A 13,323-nucleotide genomic window follows, 5' to 3' on the forward strand; every position below is an offset into this window, starting at 1 on the left:
ATTTTCGGCGGCATCACGCCCGGCGACTTCCGGGATCTTTGCAGGCAGGCGCCCACTTGCAAAATCCGTCGATTGTTCCTATGAATGAAAGTGTAGAGTTCCATTCTGGAGAATGTTTTGGCCACGCGGTTAGCCTCTCAAGCGGATCAGGGAAGAGTTCTCTCGGAAGCGGTCGCCAGGGTGGCGACTTGCTGGAAGTTGACCAACGAGCAGTTGGGCGCGGTTGTCGGTATTTCTGCTGCGACGGCGTCGCGACTTCGGTCTGGCAGCTATCAGCTTCAGCGAGGCGAGAAGGCGTTCGAGCTTGGGCAATATCTGATCCGGCTGTTTCGCAGCCTCGATGCGCTCCTGGGAAGCGACGATGCGGCGTCGACGTCCTGGTTGAAGTCTGAAAACTTGGATCTTGGCGGCAGACCCATCGATCTGATCCGGTCGATCCGCGGTCTGAACGACGTGGCCGACTATGTCGATGACTACCGCGCCCGCGTTTGAACGAACCCCGAAGCCGGAGAATTTTCGCGCCTACAGGGGAAAGCTCTGGCGGATTGTCGAGGCGCAGCATCGGATTTCGACCAACCGTCTGGCTGCTGGCGCCGACGATCAAGCGTTGCTCGAGCAACTTGTGGAAGACGTGAAACCGAACGTGCCGGCTGCGGCGAGACATCTCCACTATCTGCTCGCGACGCCGTTTCGCTACGGGCACAATAGCAGTTCGAGATTTCGGCGAGCTGGCGAGAAGCCCGGCATCTTCTACGCTGCAGAAGCAATTGGCACCGCAATTGCCGAGACAGCCTATTGGCGGCTGCGCTTCTACTCCCGATCGCCCGGATTTCAGCCGCCGAGCACCACCGTGGAACACTCGGCGATCAGTGTCTCGGTCGCGATGGATCATATGCTCGACCTGTGTGCGGAACCCTTTGTTGCGAGCGCTTCGCTGTGGATGGCGCCGGATGACTATTCCGCTTGCCAGCAATTTGCGTCCGAAGCGCGAGCAATTGACGCCCAGGCTATACGCTATACTTCAGTTAGAGATCTTCAGCATCGCGCGAACGTTGCTCTGCTAGACCCATCGGTTTTCCGCGACCCATCGCCTCGCAATGCCCAAACTTGGCATATTCGTTACGAGCAAGGCGAGTTGGTCGCCCTTCGCGCTTTTCCATCAGAAGAGCGGTTCAACTTTCATCCGGCCGACTTCGGGCTTTGATCCAGCGCTTAGCCGATCATGTTGGTTCATCTGCCTAGGAGCCCGTCCACGAACTCTTTTTCGCAGGTGTCGCGGCGGACATGACGGCGTTCGCGCCGGGTTTTGACCTGAGGGTGGTAGGATCGCGGTGATTGGGCCCGAATGCCGGGTTGGTTGCGGCCTGTGGCGCTGAAGAGACGCCAATCGAAGAGGGCAGAACTACGCTACGGCCCAGAGCTTGGTGATATTGTGGGCGATGCAGACGAGGCTCCATTCGTCTTGGACTTTGTCGAGACCGCGCAGGAGGAACTGACGGGATCCGCGCGCTTGCAGTCTGTCCGAAAACCGGTTCGGGCAGTTGTTTGCGTAAACGATAGCGACTGCGGTGTCCGCCAAGCTAGAGCTTCTGGCGCATCGCCTGGGTGAGCGGTCCGCCCACCTTGCCTCCGGTCGTCGGGCGCTTGGCTGGCCCGTGGCGATGTAAGCGGAAATCTCGCGATCCTTGAGCCCGGCCAGATTGGCTTCGGAGCAATAGCCGGCGTCCGCCGAGATCTCCCTGGCCTTCTTGCCCTCCATGTTCCGGGTGACAGCGTCGGTGAGCGGGATCAGGCAAGTGGAATCGGCTGACGAGTTCGACAGCGAATGCGCCACGATTATTTGCGCGGTCGCATCGACGGCGATCTGACCGTTATACGCCTGAATGAAGCCATCCTTGCCCGGCATGATCCGACTGTCCGGGTCGGTGAAATTGCGCTGTGCCTTGGGCTTGGGCGTTCCTGGCGGATGCTTGGGCTTGCGGCCTGGCCGCGGTCCATCGCTGCGATCGTCATCATCGCCCTTCGCCTTGGCCTTGGCATCTTCCTTTGCTCGGGCCTCGGCTTCGAGCGCGGCCTTAACCTCACGGATCCTGGTCAGGCGCTGCTGTTTGTCCCAGCAGCAGGTCGGGCAACTCGTCGCCGCGCTGGCCGGCACCGAGGCTCGCATCATCGCGGCGGTCAGCGGCCTCGGCAGACTTGAGCCAGCTTGCCACTTCGGCCGCAAGCGCCGCTTCGGCCTTCTGCATGCGGGCATAGCTCATCGCCTTGTGCTTGGACGCATTGGCTTTGATCTTCGTACCGTCCAGCGCGACGTGGCCAAAAGTGACCAGGCCAGCCTCGGCGCACAGCTTCAACACCTGTACGAACAATCCCGACAGCGCTTTGAGATGCCGCTTGCGAAACTCTGAGATCGTCCGAAAATCCGGCTTCGAACTGGCCGTCACCGCAAGGAAATCAGGCCGGTCTTCGCAAGCCCGCGCGATCCGTCGCGAGGAATAGACGCCCTGCGTGTACGCGTATAGCAGCAGCGCCGTCATCATCGCAGGATGAAACGCCGGCGCCCCACGAGCATCGTCATACGATGCATAGACCGCTTCGAGATCCAGCTCGTCGCGCACCAGATCCCGAACAAAATGGGCAGGGTGCGAGACCGGGACATAATCCGACACCGAAGCGCAGCCAGTTGGGCGCGCATTACACCGACCGTGACAAGATCATGATGATCGTGCGCCCAGTCGTCATCGAGCCGCTGGAGGCTGAGTGGGCCGTGGCGCTAGCCAAGATGGCGGCGCTGATCGACAGCGCGCCGAAACGTACCAAAGCGGTTGCTGACCCCGGCAGAGAAACGGCGAGCCGACAAACTGATGAGCGAAGCCGCAACTATCCATCAGGCATTCATCAGGCGGCTTGTGCATTTCCGCGTCCTTGACCCGGCGTGCGGATCAGGCAATTTCCTTTATGTCGCGCTGCGCGCGCTGAAGGATATCGAGCATCGCGCCAATCTGGATGCCAAGCGCTGGGGCTGCCGCGCGGATTTCCGCGCGTCGGACCCGAAAGCGTACTGGGGATCGAGTTGAATCCCTATGCCGCCGAACTAGCACGCGTATCGGTCTGGATCGGCGAAATCCAGTGGATGCGGCGAAACGGTTTTGATGCGGCCAAAAATCCGGTCCTGCGGAACCTCGATACGATCGAGTGCCGCGATGCGGTGTTGAGCGACGATGGCACGCGGGCGGAATGGCCGATAGCGGATGCGGTGGTGGGGAACCCGCCGTTTTTGGGCAACAAGAAGATGATCAGCGAATTGGGCGAGGATTATGTCCTCGCCCTGCGCAAACGTGGCTCGAGGTGCCTGGCGGTGTCGATCTGGTTTTGTTATTGGTTCGCGAAGGCTTGGGCAATGATGGTGGCCGGCAAATTGGAACGCGCAGGGTTGGTTTCAACCAATTCGATTCGAGGAGGCCTAAACCGTGAGATCCTAAAGCCAATCGTTAATAATGGACGGATTTTCGAGGCGTGGAGCGACGAAGATTGGACCGTCGAAGGAGCAGCGGTGCGGGTTGGGTGCGCAGGAAGGCGAGATTGTGAACGTGGGGAGTGTAAAAGGTACAGACTAGCAGGACGCAGTGGTAAAGCCGTTCCGCCGCTTGGTGCATATTGAAGGCCGCCTCCCGCAAGCCGCCGTCACCAGCGAGGAACTCAGCAGCGCTCTTGAAGCGACCTGCGCTTGGGTACCAATCCTCAAAATATTCCTGCGCCATCGCTAGCGCCTGTTCAGGCGTCTTTGGCTTTGGCGTGTGCAGAGGCTTCTCATCAAACTCGTGAAGCGCTATGCCATCTTTGGCCACGTCCATGAAAAAGTAGCGTCCATGTGCCAGCCCGTCATTCACCTCCTGCAAGGTGTGAACGATGAAGTTGACCGGCGTGTGCAGGGTCTTGTCGATCGCCAGCTCCCGGATGAGCCGGTCTTCGAGCTTCAACCAGTAATCCACCCGCTCGGTTAGCCGCTTGTCGTTGACGATAATGAGAAGATCGAAGTCCGACCGATAACCCTTGGCGGTGTGCGGCTCATCCACCCAGCCGCCACGGGCATAGCTGCCGTAAAGGATGATCTTGTCGATCCGCCCTTTCTTTTTCCAGCTCATGGTGCCGAGCGCGAGCGCATCCTCAAACTCCTCGAAGATGATCTGCTTCACGCGCTCAAGCTCGCGCTGCTTGTTCGCCGGAAGATGATCGAGGTCGGTTTTCATGCTGGCGTCACCCTGTCGAGACGGCGACGGATTGGCAAGGTCGAAGCGCCGCTAGCGGCGCCAGAATTGCCACCACGGATGGTTCTTTTCGTCGCAATCGCAGACCCAACGGAGCACCCGCCACATATGGCATTCGATCTCGATCGCGCTGAGGCCGTGCTTCCCGGCAAGTTTGCGATACGTCTGATCCCCGACGCCGATGGTGCGTGCTTTCTCGAACTCAGCGACAGCCGTCCTCGGGATGCAGACCCCTTGCCAGCGGGGCCACTCCACCACGGGCGCAGGCGTACCGATCCCCGCCAGATTGGTTTTGAAAAGAAACCAAAGGAGCCCGAGGTAGCGATGTCGATGATCGGCGATTTCGAACAGCAGCGTGTGAAGCTATCGACCGGGGTCGAGCTCGACGTCGTCGACATCGGCCCGCGCGACGCGCCGGCGCTGATCTTCCTCCACGGCTTCCCCGAATCGCACCGCACCTGGCGCTACCAGCTGCCGCATTTTGCGACCCGCTACCGCTGCATCGCGCCCGACCAGCGCGGCTATCGCGGGTCGTCGAAGCCGCAGGAAGTGTACGCCTATACCCCCGACAAACTGATCGCGGACATTTTTGCGCTCGCCGATGCGCTCGATGTCGGCGACTTTACGATCGTTGGCCATGATTGGGGTGGGGCAATTGCTTGGGGGGTGGCGCTCGGCGGCCAGCCGAACGGGCTGCATCCGGCATGGTCGGGGCGCGTGACGCGCGCCGTCATCGCCAACGCCCCGCATCCGGCAATCTTTCAGCGCCTGCTGCTGACCAACGACCAGCAGCGCGCGGCGAGTCAATATATCAGCATCTTTCGCGATCCCGCGAGCGACGCGATAATCGCGGAACATGGCATCGCCGGGATCCTTGCCCATGGCTTTGCCGGCCGTGTCCCGAGCAGCGGCATCCAGCCGCCCGACGAGATTGCCCGGCTGCTGAAAGACTGGGAGGATCGCGACGCATGCCGCGCGATGATCAACTGGTACCGCGCTTCGCCCGCCAACGTGCCGCCGATGGACGCGCCCTATGCCGAACCGCCGGCCACGCCGTTTCCCAAGCTCAATATTCCGACGCTGGTGATCTGGGCACTCGACGATGTCGCGCTGCCGCCGTGCAACCTTGATGGCATCAGCGACCTCGTTCCTGATGTACAGATCGTTCACGTGCCTGATTGCGGCCACTTCGTACCGTGGGAGGCGCCGAAAGCCGTCAACGCAGCGATCGACACGTTCCTGACGGCAGGCTGATTTTCGCAACCGCATTCTGAGCCAAAAAGGTGGCGGGCGGCGTATTCGCCGCCCGCCTCGGGGGCTGGCCGTGCGTACCGGCGGCGCGCAAAAAGGGTCTGCCGATCGGCAAGCTGCTCGATGGGGTACTCTACGCGGGTTACGGCTGGGCCGAAGAAGCGCGGAGATGGCTGCTGGTGTTCGGCGTCCCGGCGGCAACTGTGCTCGCGGCCCGGCGCCGCGCCCCTAATCTTCGGGTCGCAGCAAACAGCCGCTGGCGCCCGCATAGCGCGCGCTGCGCGAGGCGAGCAGCGGGACACTGCCCGTCACGGTTTTGGTCGCCGGGTCTTCGCTTAGCGATATCATCTCCATGCCGGGCTCGAAATCGCCCTGACAGCTCTCCAGGCTGCGGCCCTGAACATAGCGGCACGAACAGCCGACGCGCGCCGCATAGGCCGATCCGAGCTCGGCCTGCGCCTTGAACGATGGAAATTTCCAGATCGCAAGGCCGGTCAGCAGCACGGCAAGGACGAGCAGCCATGGCAGGCAGCCGCCCCAGCGACTGGGTTTCTTGCGCGCGCGCGGCGGAGGCGGAGTAGCGGTTTTGGGCTGCGGTGCCGCGGTCGGCGTCTCGCCCGTTGAAGGGCCGGTCGGGTTGGTGCTAGTCACTCATCCCATGATCACGAAAAAACGGTTGCTGGCAAGTGCCGCTCTCGCCACGCTCGGAGCCTGGTCGCTGACGCAAGCGGCGGGGCAGGGTAGTATGGCGCCGGCGTCGCCCGCGCCCAAATTCGGTGCTTCGCTCGACGGCGTGGTGGCCGCCGACACGCGGCCGCCGCTGCCCGCGCTACCCGCCGCGATCAAGGCGCGCGCCGATGCGCTGTTTGTCAACGCCGAGGATGTCGGGCAGACGCGCGCGCTGGTCGTGCTGCGCGACGGCGAACTGATTTATGAACGCTATGGGGCGGGATTCGGCCCTGAAACGAAGCTGATCAGCTGGTCGATGGCGAAAAGCATCACGGCGGTGCTGACCGGCTTCCTTGTCGCTGACGGCCAATTGGCGCTCGACGGGCCGGCGCCAGTGGCCTCGTGGCAACGCAGCGGCGATCCGCGCGGCGCGATCACGCTCAAGCACCTGCTCCACATGTCGGCGGGGCTCGAACATGTCGAGAATGGCGATCCGGTGTGGGAAGGCGACACTGTCGATATGCTGTTCGGTCCCGGCGCCCCCGATATGGCAGGTTTTGCCGAGGCCAAACCTGCGGCGGCGCAGCCGGGCGAAATCTTCAACTACAGTTCGGCGACCAGCGTTATCCTGTCCGACATCATCGCCGACACGCTGACCCCATCGCAAAACCCGGCCGCGCGCCGCGATACGATGCGCGAGTTCATCGCGGGTCGTCTGGTCGAACCGCTCGGCATGACCAGCCTGACCCCCGAGTTCGACGCCAACGGCACGATGATCGGCGGGTCGGTCATGCACGCAACCGCACGCGACTACGCCCGTTTTGGCGAATTCCTGCGCAACCATGGCGTGGTGAACGGCCAGCGGCTGCTGCCTGAAAGCTGGATGAACTTCATGCTGAGCCCCTCTGCCAACGACGGCGGTTATGGCGGGCATATCTGGCTCAATCGCAGGCGCCCGGCGGGTGCGCAGCCGGCGCTATGGCCCGACCGCGGTCCGAACGACCTGTTCGCGTGTATCGGTCATCAGGGGCAATATATCATCGTCTCGCCGTCGCAGCGGGTGACGATCGTCCGCTTGGGCGTTACCAAGGACGACCAGTTTCCGGCGCTGCGCCGCCACCTCGCCGACCTGACGGCTGCCTTATAGGAGGAAGTCACCGACCAGCGTCGTGACGCAGGTTCCGGTCAGCTCAACCATGTCGCCATCGAGGCGGCAGCCGACGTGGCCGCCGCGCGCGCTCGCCTGATACGCCGAAAAACCGCCGCGCCCCAGCCGTGCGGCCCAATAGGGGGTCAGCACGCTGTGCGCCGAACCGGTGACCGGATCCTCGTCGATCCCGGCGCCCGGCGCAAAAGCGCGGCTGACGACATCGGCGCCAGACGGGTCGCCGTCGCCCGGCGCGGTCGCGATATAGAGGACGTCACCACCTTGCTTGAGGGCGCGAAAATCGGGCGTCAGCGCCCGGACGCTCGCAGCATCGCGATAGGCGATGACAGCGTAGCCGCCCGGGTGCCACTGCGTTTCAACCGGATCGCCGCCGAGTGCGCGGACGATGTCGGGCATCGCTTTCGGCGCGGCCGGATATGCGGGTAACGCCATGCGATAGCCTTCGTTCTCGCCGTCGCGCGACACCTGCAAAATGCCTGCCTTGCGGGTGCGAAAGCGCATTTCCTGACGCCACGGCGCCGCCGACAACAGGACATGCCCGCTCGCCAGCGTCGCGTGGCCGCACAGGGCGACCTCGACGGTCGGGGTGAACCAGCGCAGCTCATAATCGGCCTCGCCGCTCTCATCGGGGATCAGGAAGGCGGTTTCGGCGAGGTTGTTTTCGGCCGCGATCGCTTGCAGCACGCCGTCGCCCAGCCACTCTTCCAGCGGCATCACCGCCGCCGGATTGCCGGTGAAGGGGCGGTCGGCAAAGGCATCGACCTGGCTGATCGGCAGCCGCCGCGCCGCGCTCATGGGTAGAGCATCCCGCTCGACCAGCCATCGCCAGTGCGCGTGTAAACCGTGCGTTCGTGCAGGCGATGCGCGCGGTCCTGCCAGAATTCGATCGCCGAAGGCGTCACCCGCCAACCCGACCAGCGCGGGGGCCGCGGCACATCCTGTCCGTCGAACCGCGCCTGCATTTCGGCAAAGCGCGCCTCGAAGGTCGCGCGGTCGGCCAGCGGGCGCGACTGCTCGCTCGCCCAGGCGCCGAGCTGGCTGTCGCGGCTGCGCGTCGCGAAATAGGCGTCGGCGGTGGCGTCGTCGACCGGCGCGACCGGCCCTTCGATGCGAATCTGCCGCCGCAACGATTTCCAGTGAAACAGCAACGCGACATGCGGGTTTTTCGCGAGTTCGCCGCCCTTTCGGCTGTCAAGGTTGGTGTAAAAGACGAAACCGTCGGGGCCATGCCCCTTGAGCAGCACCATGCGGAGCGACGGGTGGCCGTCGGGCGTTGTCGTGGCGAGCGCCATCGCGTTGGCGTCGTTCGATTCGCTGCTGCGTGCCTCGACGAACCAGTCGTCGAACAGGGCAAAGGGATTGTTTGTCATGTCCGCGGTCATAATGCGGCGCGCAGCCACGCGAAAGGCGGAACTTGACCGCTCGGCGGCACATAACCACATCGACGCGCAATCGGGCCTTCCCGGTCAAACGATATTCGGGCTACAGGAGCAATATGGCAGATCCCTATTCCATTCTCGGCGTCGCAAAAGGCGCAAGCGAAGCGGAAATCAAAACCGCCTATCGCAAGCTCGCCAAGCAACTGCACCCCGACAAGAACAAGGACAATCCGAAGGCATCGGAGAAATTCTCCGAGGTCACGCGGGCGTATGACATCCTGTCGGACAAAACCAAGCGCGCGCAGTTCGATCGCGGCGAGATCGACGGTGACGGCAATCCGGCGATGCCATTTGGATATGGCGGCGGCGGCGGTTTTCGCGGCGATCAGCGTAGCGGGCCGGGCGGTTTCAGCGGTTTCGGCAACGAAGGAGCCGATTTCGGCGATATTTTCGAAGGCCTGTTCGGGCGCGGCGGCGGCGGCGCAGCGGGCGGCGGGTTCGGCGGTTTTGGCGGCCGCGGCGCACCGCCGCAAAAGGGCGCCAATGTCGGCTATCGTCTGGCGGTGTCGTTCGTCGACGCGGCGACGCAGGGGCCGCAGCGGATCACGCTGGCCGACGGTGGCACGATCGACCTGAAACTGCCCGCCGGGGTCGAGACGGGCACCCAGATGCGGCTGGCGGGCAAGGGGCAGCCGGGGCCGGGCGGCCCTGGCGACGGAATCGTGACGATCACGGTCAAGGATCATCCTTTTTTCGAGCGCGACGGCGCCAACATTCGGCTCGACCTGCCAGTGACGCTGAACGAGGCGGTCAAGGGCGCGAAGATCAAGGTGCCGACGGTCGACGGTCCGGTGATGCTGTCGATCCCCGCCGGATCGTCATCAGGCAAGGTCATGCGGCTGAAAGGCAAGGGCTTTAGCCAAAAGAGCGGCGATCGCGGCGACCAGCTCGTTCGCTTGATGGTCGATCTGCCGGCCGACAACGCTGCGCTGGCGGCCCTGCTCGGCGATTGGACCGATCCGCGCGCGGTGCGGGCCGACCTGGGCGTCTGATGCGTGGCTGAGGCGCCACCATCCGGTCCTGCTGTCGCGCGGGATGCCGCAATCGACGAGCTGGCGCGCCGGGTTGCGGTTGAGGTCGATCAGGAATTTCTGGCCGGCGGCCATTCGCCGCACTCGCCCGAAGCACGCGCCGAGCGCGTCAAGCGCTTCGAGCTGCGCGCGCGTGCACAGGGTTTCATTCATCGTGGCCGCGAAACGCTCGGTCCGGGAACGCGCGCGTTCAAGATCATGCGCCGCGTCGTCGTGGGCACCTATACCGACGGCTTCATTCATGCCGGAAACCTTGCCTATCTGGCGCTGATCGCGCTCTTTCCCTTCTTCATCCTGCTCGCTGCCGCCTTCTCGCTGCTGGGGGGCAGCGTTGGCGGCGAAGCCGCGATCGAGGCGGTGTTCTCGACGATGCCGCCGACGGTGGCCAGCGCGCTGTCGGGGCCGATCCGTGAAGTCATGACCGCGCGCACCGGGATCTTTCTGTGGCTCGGCGCGCTCGTCGCGCTGTGGACGGTGGGCAGCCTGATCGAAACCGTGCGCGACATCCTGCGCCGCGCTTATGGCACCCATTTCAGCAAGGGCTTCTTCCATTACCGGCTGCTGTCGATCGGCATCATCACCGGCGCCGTCGTGCTGATGCTGCTGTCGTTCAGCATGCAGGTGCTGATCGTCGGCATCGAACAATTCGTGACCCGGGTGCTGCCCGAACAGTTTCAGTCGTGGGGCGTGGTCGCCATCTCACGCGGGGTGTCGGGCGCCGGGTTGTTCCTCGCGATCTACATGCTCTTCTACAGTCTCACGCCCTCCAAATACCGCCGCAAGCAATTCCCCAAATGGCCCGGCGCGCTGTTCACCACCTTGTGGTGGATCGGCGTCACACTCGCGCTGCCACCGCTGCTTGCCAGCCTGCTCAGCTATGACGCAACCTACGGCAGCCTCGCGGGTGTGATGGTTGCGCTGTTCTTTTTCTATCTGGTCGGATTGGGTATGGTGATGGGCGCCGAACTCAACGCCGCGCTCGTCGAGGTTGAGGATTTGGGCCACGACGCTATTGGGCGCGTCGACGATGTGATTATTGAAAAGGCCGGAGACAAAGAATGACGGGTCTGATGACGGGCAAGCGCGGGCTGATTATGGGCCTCGCCAACGACAAATCGCTGGCATGGGGCATTGCCAAGGCGTTGCACGCGCACGGCGCCGAGCTGGCGATTTCCTATCAGGGTGACGTGATGCTGAAGCGCGTGAAACCGCTCGCCGACGAACTCGGCTGCGATTTCCTGATCGATTGCGACGTGTCCGACATGGACAATCTCGATGCCGCGTTCGGGGCCCTCGCGGCGCGCTGGCCGACGATCGATTTTGTCGTCCATGCGATCGGCTACACCAACAAGGAAGCGCTGCGCGGCCATTATGCCGATGTGACGCTTGAAGACTTCCTGATGACGATGAACATCAGCGTCTACAGCTTCACCGCGGTGGCAAAGCGTGCAGCCTCGATGATGACGCCGCTCGACCCGGAGACGGGCAAGGGTGGCGGCGCAATGCTGACCCTGAGCTATTATGGCGCGGAGAAGGTGATCCCGCACTACAACGTCATGGGGGTCGCAAAATCGGCGCTCGAAACCAGCGTCAAATATCTCGCGAACGATTATGGCCCGCAGGGTGTGCGCGTGAACGCGATCTCGGCCGGACCGATCAAGACGCTGGCGGCGAGCGGCATCGGCGATTTCCGCCTGATCCTCAAATGGAACGAGCATAATGCCCCGCTGCGCCGCAACGTCACGATCGACGATGTCGGCGGCTCGGCGCTCTATCTGCTCAGCGATCTTGCTTCGGGGGTGACCGGCGAGACGCACCATGTCGATGCGGGTTACCACACCGTCGGCATGAAACAGGAAGACGCCCCGGACATCGCGCTTGTCTGACGGGCTCGTCATCCGCGCCGCGACGGCGGCGGATGCCGATGCCATCGATACCGTCCATCGCGCCGCTTTCGCCGCGACCGCATACGGGTATCAGGGCGAAGCGGAGCTGGTGCGGATGATCGACGCAGACAGGGATGCGCTGGTGTCGCTCGTCGCCCGGCAGGGCGGCGACATTGTCGGGCATGTCTTGTTCAGCCGCATGAATGTCGAGGCCGACGGCAAGGCGATACCGGCGGCAGCGCTCGCGCCGGTTGCGGCCTTGCCCGACAAACAGGGTCAGGGCATCGGCGCCGCGCTGATCCGCACCGGGTTGGACATGCTGTGCGAGCAGGGCGCGGCGATAAGCTTCGTCCTCGGCCATAAGGAATATTATCCGCGCTTTGGCTATTCGTCAGAGCTTGCTTCGCGCTTCGCCTCGCCCTTCGCCGGACCGCATTTCATGGCAATGATGCTGGACTCGGCTGCGCCTTGGCCGCTAGGCGGACGGGCAGACTATGCACCTGCATTCGGCCGGATGGGATAGGCGATGAGTTTCAACAGCTTCGGACGCGTTCTTCGCTTCACCACTTGGGGGGAAAGCCATGGCCCCGCGCTCGGCGCTGTCGTCGATGGTTGCCCGCCGCGGCTGTCGCTTAGCGAAGCCGACATCCAGCCCTTCCTCGACAAGCGCCGCCCCGGCCAGTCGCGCCACACGACGCAGCGGCAGGAGCCCGATCAGGTTTGCATCCTGTCAGGGGTGTTCGAGGGCAAGACGACGGGCACGCCGATCAGCCTGATGATCGACAATGTCGACCAGCGGTCGAAGGACTATGGCGAGATCGCGCAGGCCTATCGTCCCGGCCACGCCGATTATGCCTATGACGCCAAATATGGCATTCGCGACTATCGCGGCGGCGGCCGGTCGAGCGCGCGCGAGACCGCCGCGCGCGTCGCCGCGGGCGGCGTAGCGCGGCTGGTGATCCCCGAGGTCCAGATCCACGCGTGGGTCGCCGAAATCGGCGGTGATGCTATCGATCCTGCAAACTTCGACCTCGAAGAAATTGATCGCAATCCCTTTTTCTGTCCTGACCCGGCTGCCGCGCAACGCTGGGAAGGGCTGATGGATGCCGCGCGCAAATCGGGCAGCTCGCTCGGCGCGGTCATCGAATGCGCCGCGAGCGGCGTACCTGCCGGCTGGGGCGCGCCGATCTATGCCAAGCTCGACAGCGACCTCGCCGCCGCGATGATGGGCATCAACGCGGTCAAGGGCGTGGAGATCGGCGCGGGCTTCCATGCGGCGCGGCTGCGCGGCGAGGAGAATGCCGATCCGATGCGCCCCGCGACCGACGGCAGCAATCGCCCCGATTTCCTCTCGAACAACGCCGGCGGCATCGCGGGCGGCATTTCGACCGGCCAGCCCGTCGTCGTGCGCGTCGCGTTCAAGCCGACCAGCTCGATCCTCACCCCGGTACCGACGATCAACAAGGCGGGCGAGGCCGCCGACATCGTCACCAAAGGCCGCCACGACCCCTGCGTCGGCATCCGCGGCGCCCCGGTGGTCGAAGCGATGATGGCGCTCGTCCTCGCCGATCACAAACTTCTCCACCGCGCGCAGTGCGGCTGATGCGACGG

17 protein-coding genes and 1 pseudogene are annotated in these 13,323 nt (G+C 63.7%); 12 read left to right on the top strand and 6 right to left on the bottom strand.

Annotated features, from left to right (window positions below):
- Nucleotides 1-117 precede the first annotated feature (117 nt).
- Complete coding sequence (locus tag IPF76_RS19975) at nucleotides 118-492, top strand: MbcA/ParS/Xre antitoxin family protein (protein ID WP_366499757.1); 375 nt, start codon at nucleotides 118-120, stop codon at nucleotides 490-492.
- The gene (locus tag IPF76_RS19980) at nucleotides 464-1,204 is read left to right on the top strand and encodes an RES family NAD+ phosphorylase (protein ID WP_293847433.1); all 741 of its coding nucleotides are present in this window, start codon (nucleotides 464-466) and stop codon (nucleotides 1,202-1,204) included. Before IPF76_RS19975 ends, IPF76_RS19980 begins: the two co-directional genes overlap by 29 nt.
- A gap of 198 nt (nucleotides 1,205-1,402) precedes the next feature.
- Here the strand turns inward: IPF76_RS19980 and IPF76_RS21045 are convergent, their stop codons facing one another.
- Both IPF76_RS21045 and IPF76_RS21050 read right to left on the bottom strand, forming a co-directional pair.
- Nucleotides 1,403-1,906, bottom strand: coding sequence for a transposase (locus IPF76_RS21045; RefSeq protein ID WP_366499758.1), 504 nt, complete (start codon nucleotides 1,904-1,906; stop codon nucleotides 1,403-1,405).
- Nucleotides 1,907-2,081: 175 nt separating this feature from the next.
- Entirely contained in the window at nucleotides 2,082-2,540 is a 459-nt protein-coding gene (locus IPF76_RS21050) for a transposase (RefSeq protein WP_366499759.1), read from the bottom strand.
- Nucleotides 2,541-2,683: 143 nt separating this feature from the next.
- On the opposite strand from IPF76_RS21050, the gene IPF76_RS19990 reads away from it, so the two are divergent.
- From IPF76_RS19990 to IPF76_RS21055, 3 genes are read left to right on the top strand one after another with little or no spacing between them, the layout of a single operon-like run.
- Nucleotides 2,684-2,929, top strand: a complete 246-nt coding sequence (locus IPF76_RS19990; RefSeq protein ID WP_293847434.1) for a hypothetical protein — start codon at nucleotides 2,684-2,686, stop codon at nucleotides 2,927-2,929.
- The gene (locus IPF76_RS19995) at nucleotides 2,910-3,077 is read left to right on the top strand and encodes a DNA methyltransferase (RefSeq protein ID WP_293847435.1); all 168 of its coding nucleotides are present in this window, start codon (nucleotides 2,910-2,912) and stop codon (nucleotides 3,075-3,077) included. Before IPF76_RS19990 ends, IPF76_RS19995 begins: the two co-directional genes overlap by 20 nt.
- Nucleotides 3,074-3,661, top strand: coding sequence for a DNA methyltransferase (locus IPF76_RS21055; protein WP_366499760.1), 588 nt, complete (start codon nucleotides 3,074-3,076; stop codon nucleotides 3,659-3,661). Before IPF76_RS19995 ends, IPF76_RS21055 begins: the two co-directional genes overlap by 4 nt.
- On the opposite strand, the pseudogene IPF76_RS20000 reads toward IPF76_RS21055, so the two are convergent.
- Nucleotides 3,561-4,250: pseudogene (locus IPF76_RS20000) on the bottom strand (nucleotidyltransferase domain-containing protein); the annotation flags it as partial. The gene IPF76_RS21055 and the pseudogene IPF76_RS20000 overlap by 101 nt on opposite strands.
- Before the next feature lie 348 nt (nucleotides 4,251-4,598).
- On the opposite strand from IPF76_RS20000, the gene IPF76_RS20005 reads away from it, so the two are divergent.
- Nucleotides 4,599-5,522 (top strand): alpha/beta hydrolase, encoded by a 924-nt coding sequence (locus IPF76_RS20005; RefSeq protein ID WP_293847549.1) that lies wholly within the window; start codon nucleotides 4,599-4,601, stop codon nucleotides 5,520-5,522.
- Between the two features lie 225 nt (nucleotides 5,523-5,747).
- Here IPF76_RS20005 and IPF76_RS20010 read toward each other — a convergent pair whose 3' ends face one another.
- The gene (locus IPF76_RS20010) at nucleotides 5,748-6,170 is read right to left on the bottom strand and encodes a hypothetical protein (protein WP_293847436.1); all 423 of its coding nucleotides are present in this window, start codon (nucleotides 6,168-6,170) and stop codon (nucleotides 5,748-5,750) included.
- A 7-nt stretch (nucleotides 6,171-6,177) separates the two neighbouring features.
- On the opposite strand from IPF76_RS20010, the gene IPF76_RS20015 reads away from it, so the two are divergent.
- Nucleotides 6,178-7,335, top strand: a complete 1,158-nt coding sequence (locus tag IPF76_RS20015) for a serine hydrolase (protein WP_293847437.1) — start codon at nucleotides 6,178-6,180, stop codon at nucleotides 7,333-7,335.
- Here IPF76_RS20015 and IPF76_RS20020 read toward each other — a convergent pair.
- A complete protein-coding gene (locus IPF76_RS20020; protein ID WP_293847438.1) occupies nucleotides 7,330-8,151 on the bottom strand; it encodes a PhzF family phenazine biosynthesis protein in 822 nt (273 codons plus the stop codon). The two genes, IPF76_RS20015 and IPF76_RS20020, sit on opposite strands and share 6 nt — an antisense overlap.
- The gene (gene pdxH, locus IPF76_RS20025) at nucleotides 8,148-8,726 is read right to left on the bottom strand and encodes a pyridoxamine 5'-phosphate oxidase (protein WP_293847439.1); all 579 of its coding nucleotides are present in this window, start codon (nucleotides 8,724-8,726) and stop codon (nucleotides 8,148-8,150) included. Before pdxH ends, IPF76_RS20020 begins: the two co-directional genes overlap by 4 nt.
- A 125-nt stretch (nucleotides 8,727-8,851) precedes the next feature.
- On the opposite strand from pdxH, the gene IPF76_RS20030 reads away from it, so the two are divergent.
- From IPF76_RS20030 to aroC, 5 genes are read left to right on the top strand one after another with little or no spacing between them, the layout of a single operon-like run.
- Nucleotides 8,852-9,787, top strand: coding sequence for a DnaJ C-terminal domain-containing protein (locus IPF76_RS20030; RefSeq protein ID WP_293847440.1), 936 nt, complete (start codon nucleotides 8,852-8,854; stop codon nucleotides 9,785-9,787).
- 3 nt (nucleotides 9,788-9,790) lie between these two features.
- Nucleotides 9,791-10,888 carry a YihY/virulence factor BrkB family protein gene (locus IPF76_RS20035; RefSeq protein ID WP_293847441.1) on the top strand — a complete coding sequence of 366 codons (1,098 nt, stop codon included), beginning with the start codon at nucleotides 9,791-9,793 and terminating at the stop codon, nucleotides 10,886-10,888.
- Complete coding sequence (locus IPF76_RS20040) at nucleotides 10,885-11,712, top strand: SDR family oxidoreductase (RefSeq protein ID WP_293847442.1); 828 nt, start codon at nucleotides 10,885-10,887, stop codon at nucleotides 11,710-11,712. The genes IPF76_RS20035 and IPF76_RS20040 overlap by 4 nt, the downstream gene beginning before the upstream one ends.
- Nucleotides 11,705-12,235 (top strand): N-acetyltransferase, encoded by a 531-nt coding sequence (locus IPF76_RS20045; RefSeq protein WP_293847443.1) that lies wholly within the window; start codon nucleotides 11,705-11,707, stop codon nucleotides 12,233-12,235. The genes IPF76_RS20040 and IPF76_RS20045 overlap by 8 nt, the downstream gene beginning before the upstream one ends.
- A gap of 3 nt (nucleotides 12,236-12,238) precedes the next feature.
- Nucleotides 12,239-13,315: a chorismate synthase gene (gene aroC, locus IPF76_RS20050; protein ID WP_293847444.1), complete on the top strand. Its 1,077-nt coding sequence runs from the start codon at nucleotides 12,239-12,241 to the stop codon at nucleotides 13,313-13,315.
- The last annotated feature ends 8 nt before the right edge of the window (nucleotides 13,316-13,323 follow it).

Origin of the sequence: Sphingopyxis sp., assembly GCF_016704835.1 — a bacterium.
GTDB lineage: Bacteria > Pseudomonadota > Alphaproteobacteria > Sphingomonadales > Sphingomonadaceae > Sphingopyxis.

Coding starts and splice junctions, on each gene's coding strand:
- IPF76_RS20040 (WP_293847442.1), top strand. CDS start 10,885: ATGACGGGTCTGATGACGGGCAAGCGCGGGCTGATTATGGGCCTCGCC.
- pdxH (WP_293847439.1), bottom strand. CDS start 8,726: ATGACAAACAATCCCTTTGCCCTGTTCGACGACTGGTTCGTCGAGGCA.
- aroC (WP_293847444.1), top strand. CDS start 12,239: ATGAGTTTCAACAGCTTCGGACGCGTTCTTCGCTTCACCACTTGGGGG.
- IPF76_RS20005 (WP_293847549.1), top strand. CDS start 4,599: ATGATCGGCGATTTCGAACAGCAGCGTGTGAAGCTATCGACCGGGGTC.
- IPF76_RS20015 (WP_293847437.1), top strand. CDS start 6,178: ATGATCACGAAAAAACGGTTGCTGGCAAGTGCCGCTCTCGCCACGCTC.
- IPF76_RS20030 (WP_293847440.1), top strand. CDS start 8,852: ATGGCAGATCCCTATTCCATTCTCGGCGTCGCAAAAGGCGCAAGCGAA.
- IPF76_RS19980 (WP_293847433.1), top strand. CDS start 464: ATGTCGATGACTACCGCGCCCGCGTTTGAACGAACCCCGAAGCCGGAG.
- IPF76_RS20020 (WP_293847438.1), bottom strand. CDS start 8,151: ATGAGCGCGGCGCGGCGGCTGCCGATCAGCCAGGTCGATGCCTTTGCC.
- IPF76_RS21050 (WP_366499759.1), bottom strand. CDS start 2,540: ATGATGACGGCGCTGCTGCTATACGCGTACACGCAGGGCGTCTATTCC.
- IPF76_RS21045 (WP_366499758.1), bottom strand. CDS start 1,906: ATGCCGGGCAAGGATGGCTTCATTCAGGCGTATAACGGTCAGATCGCC.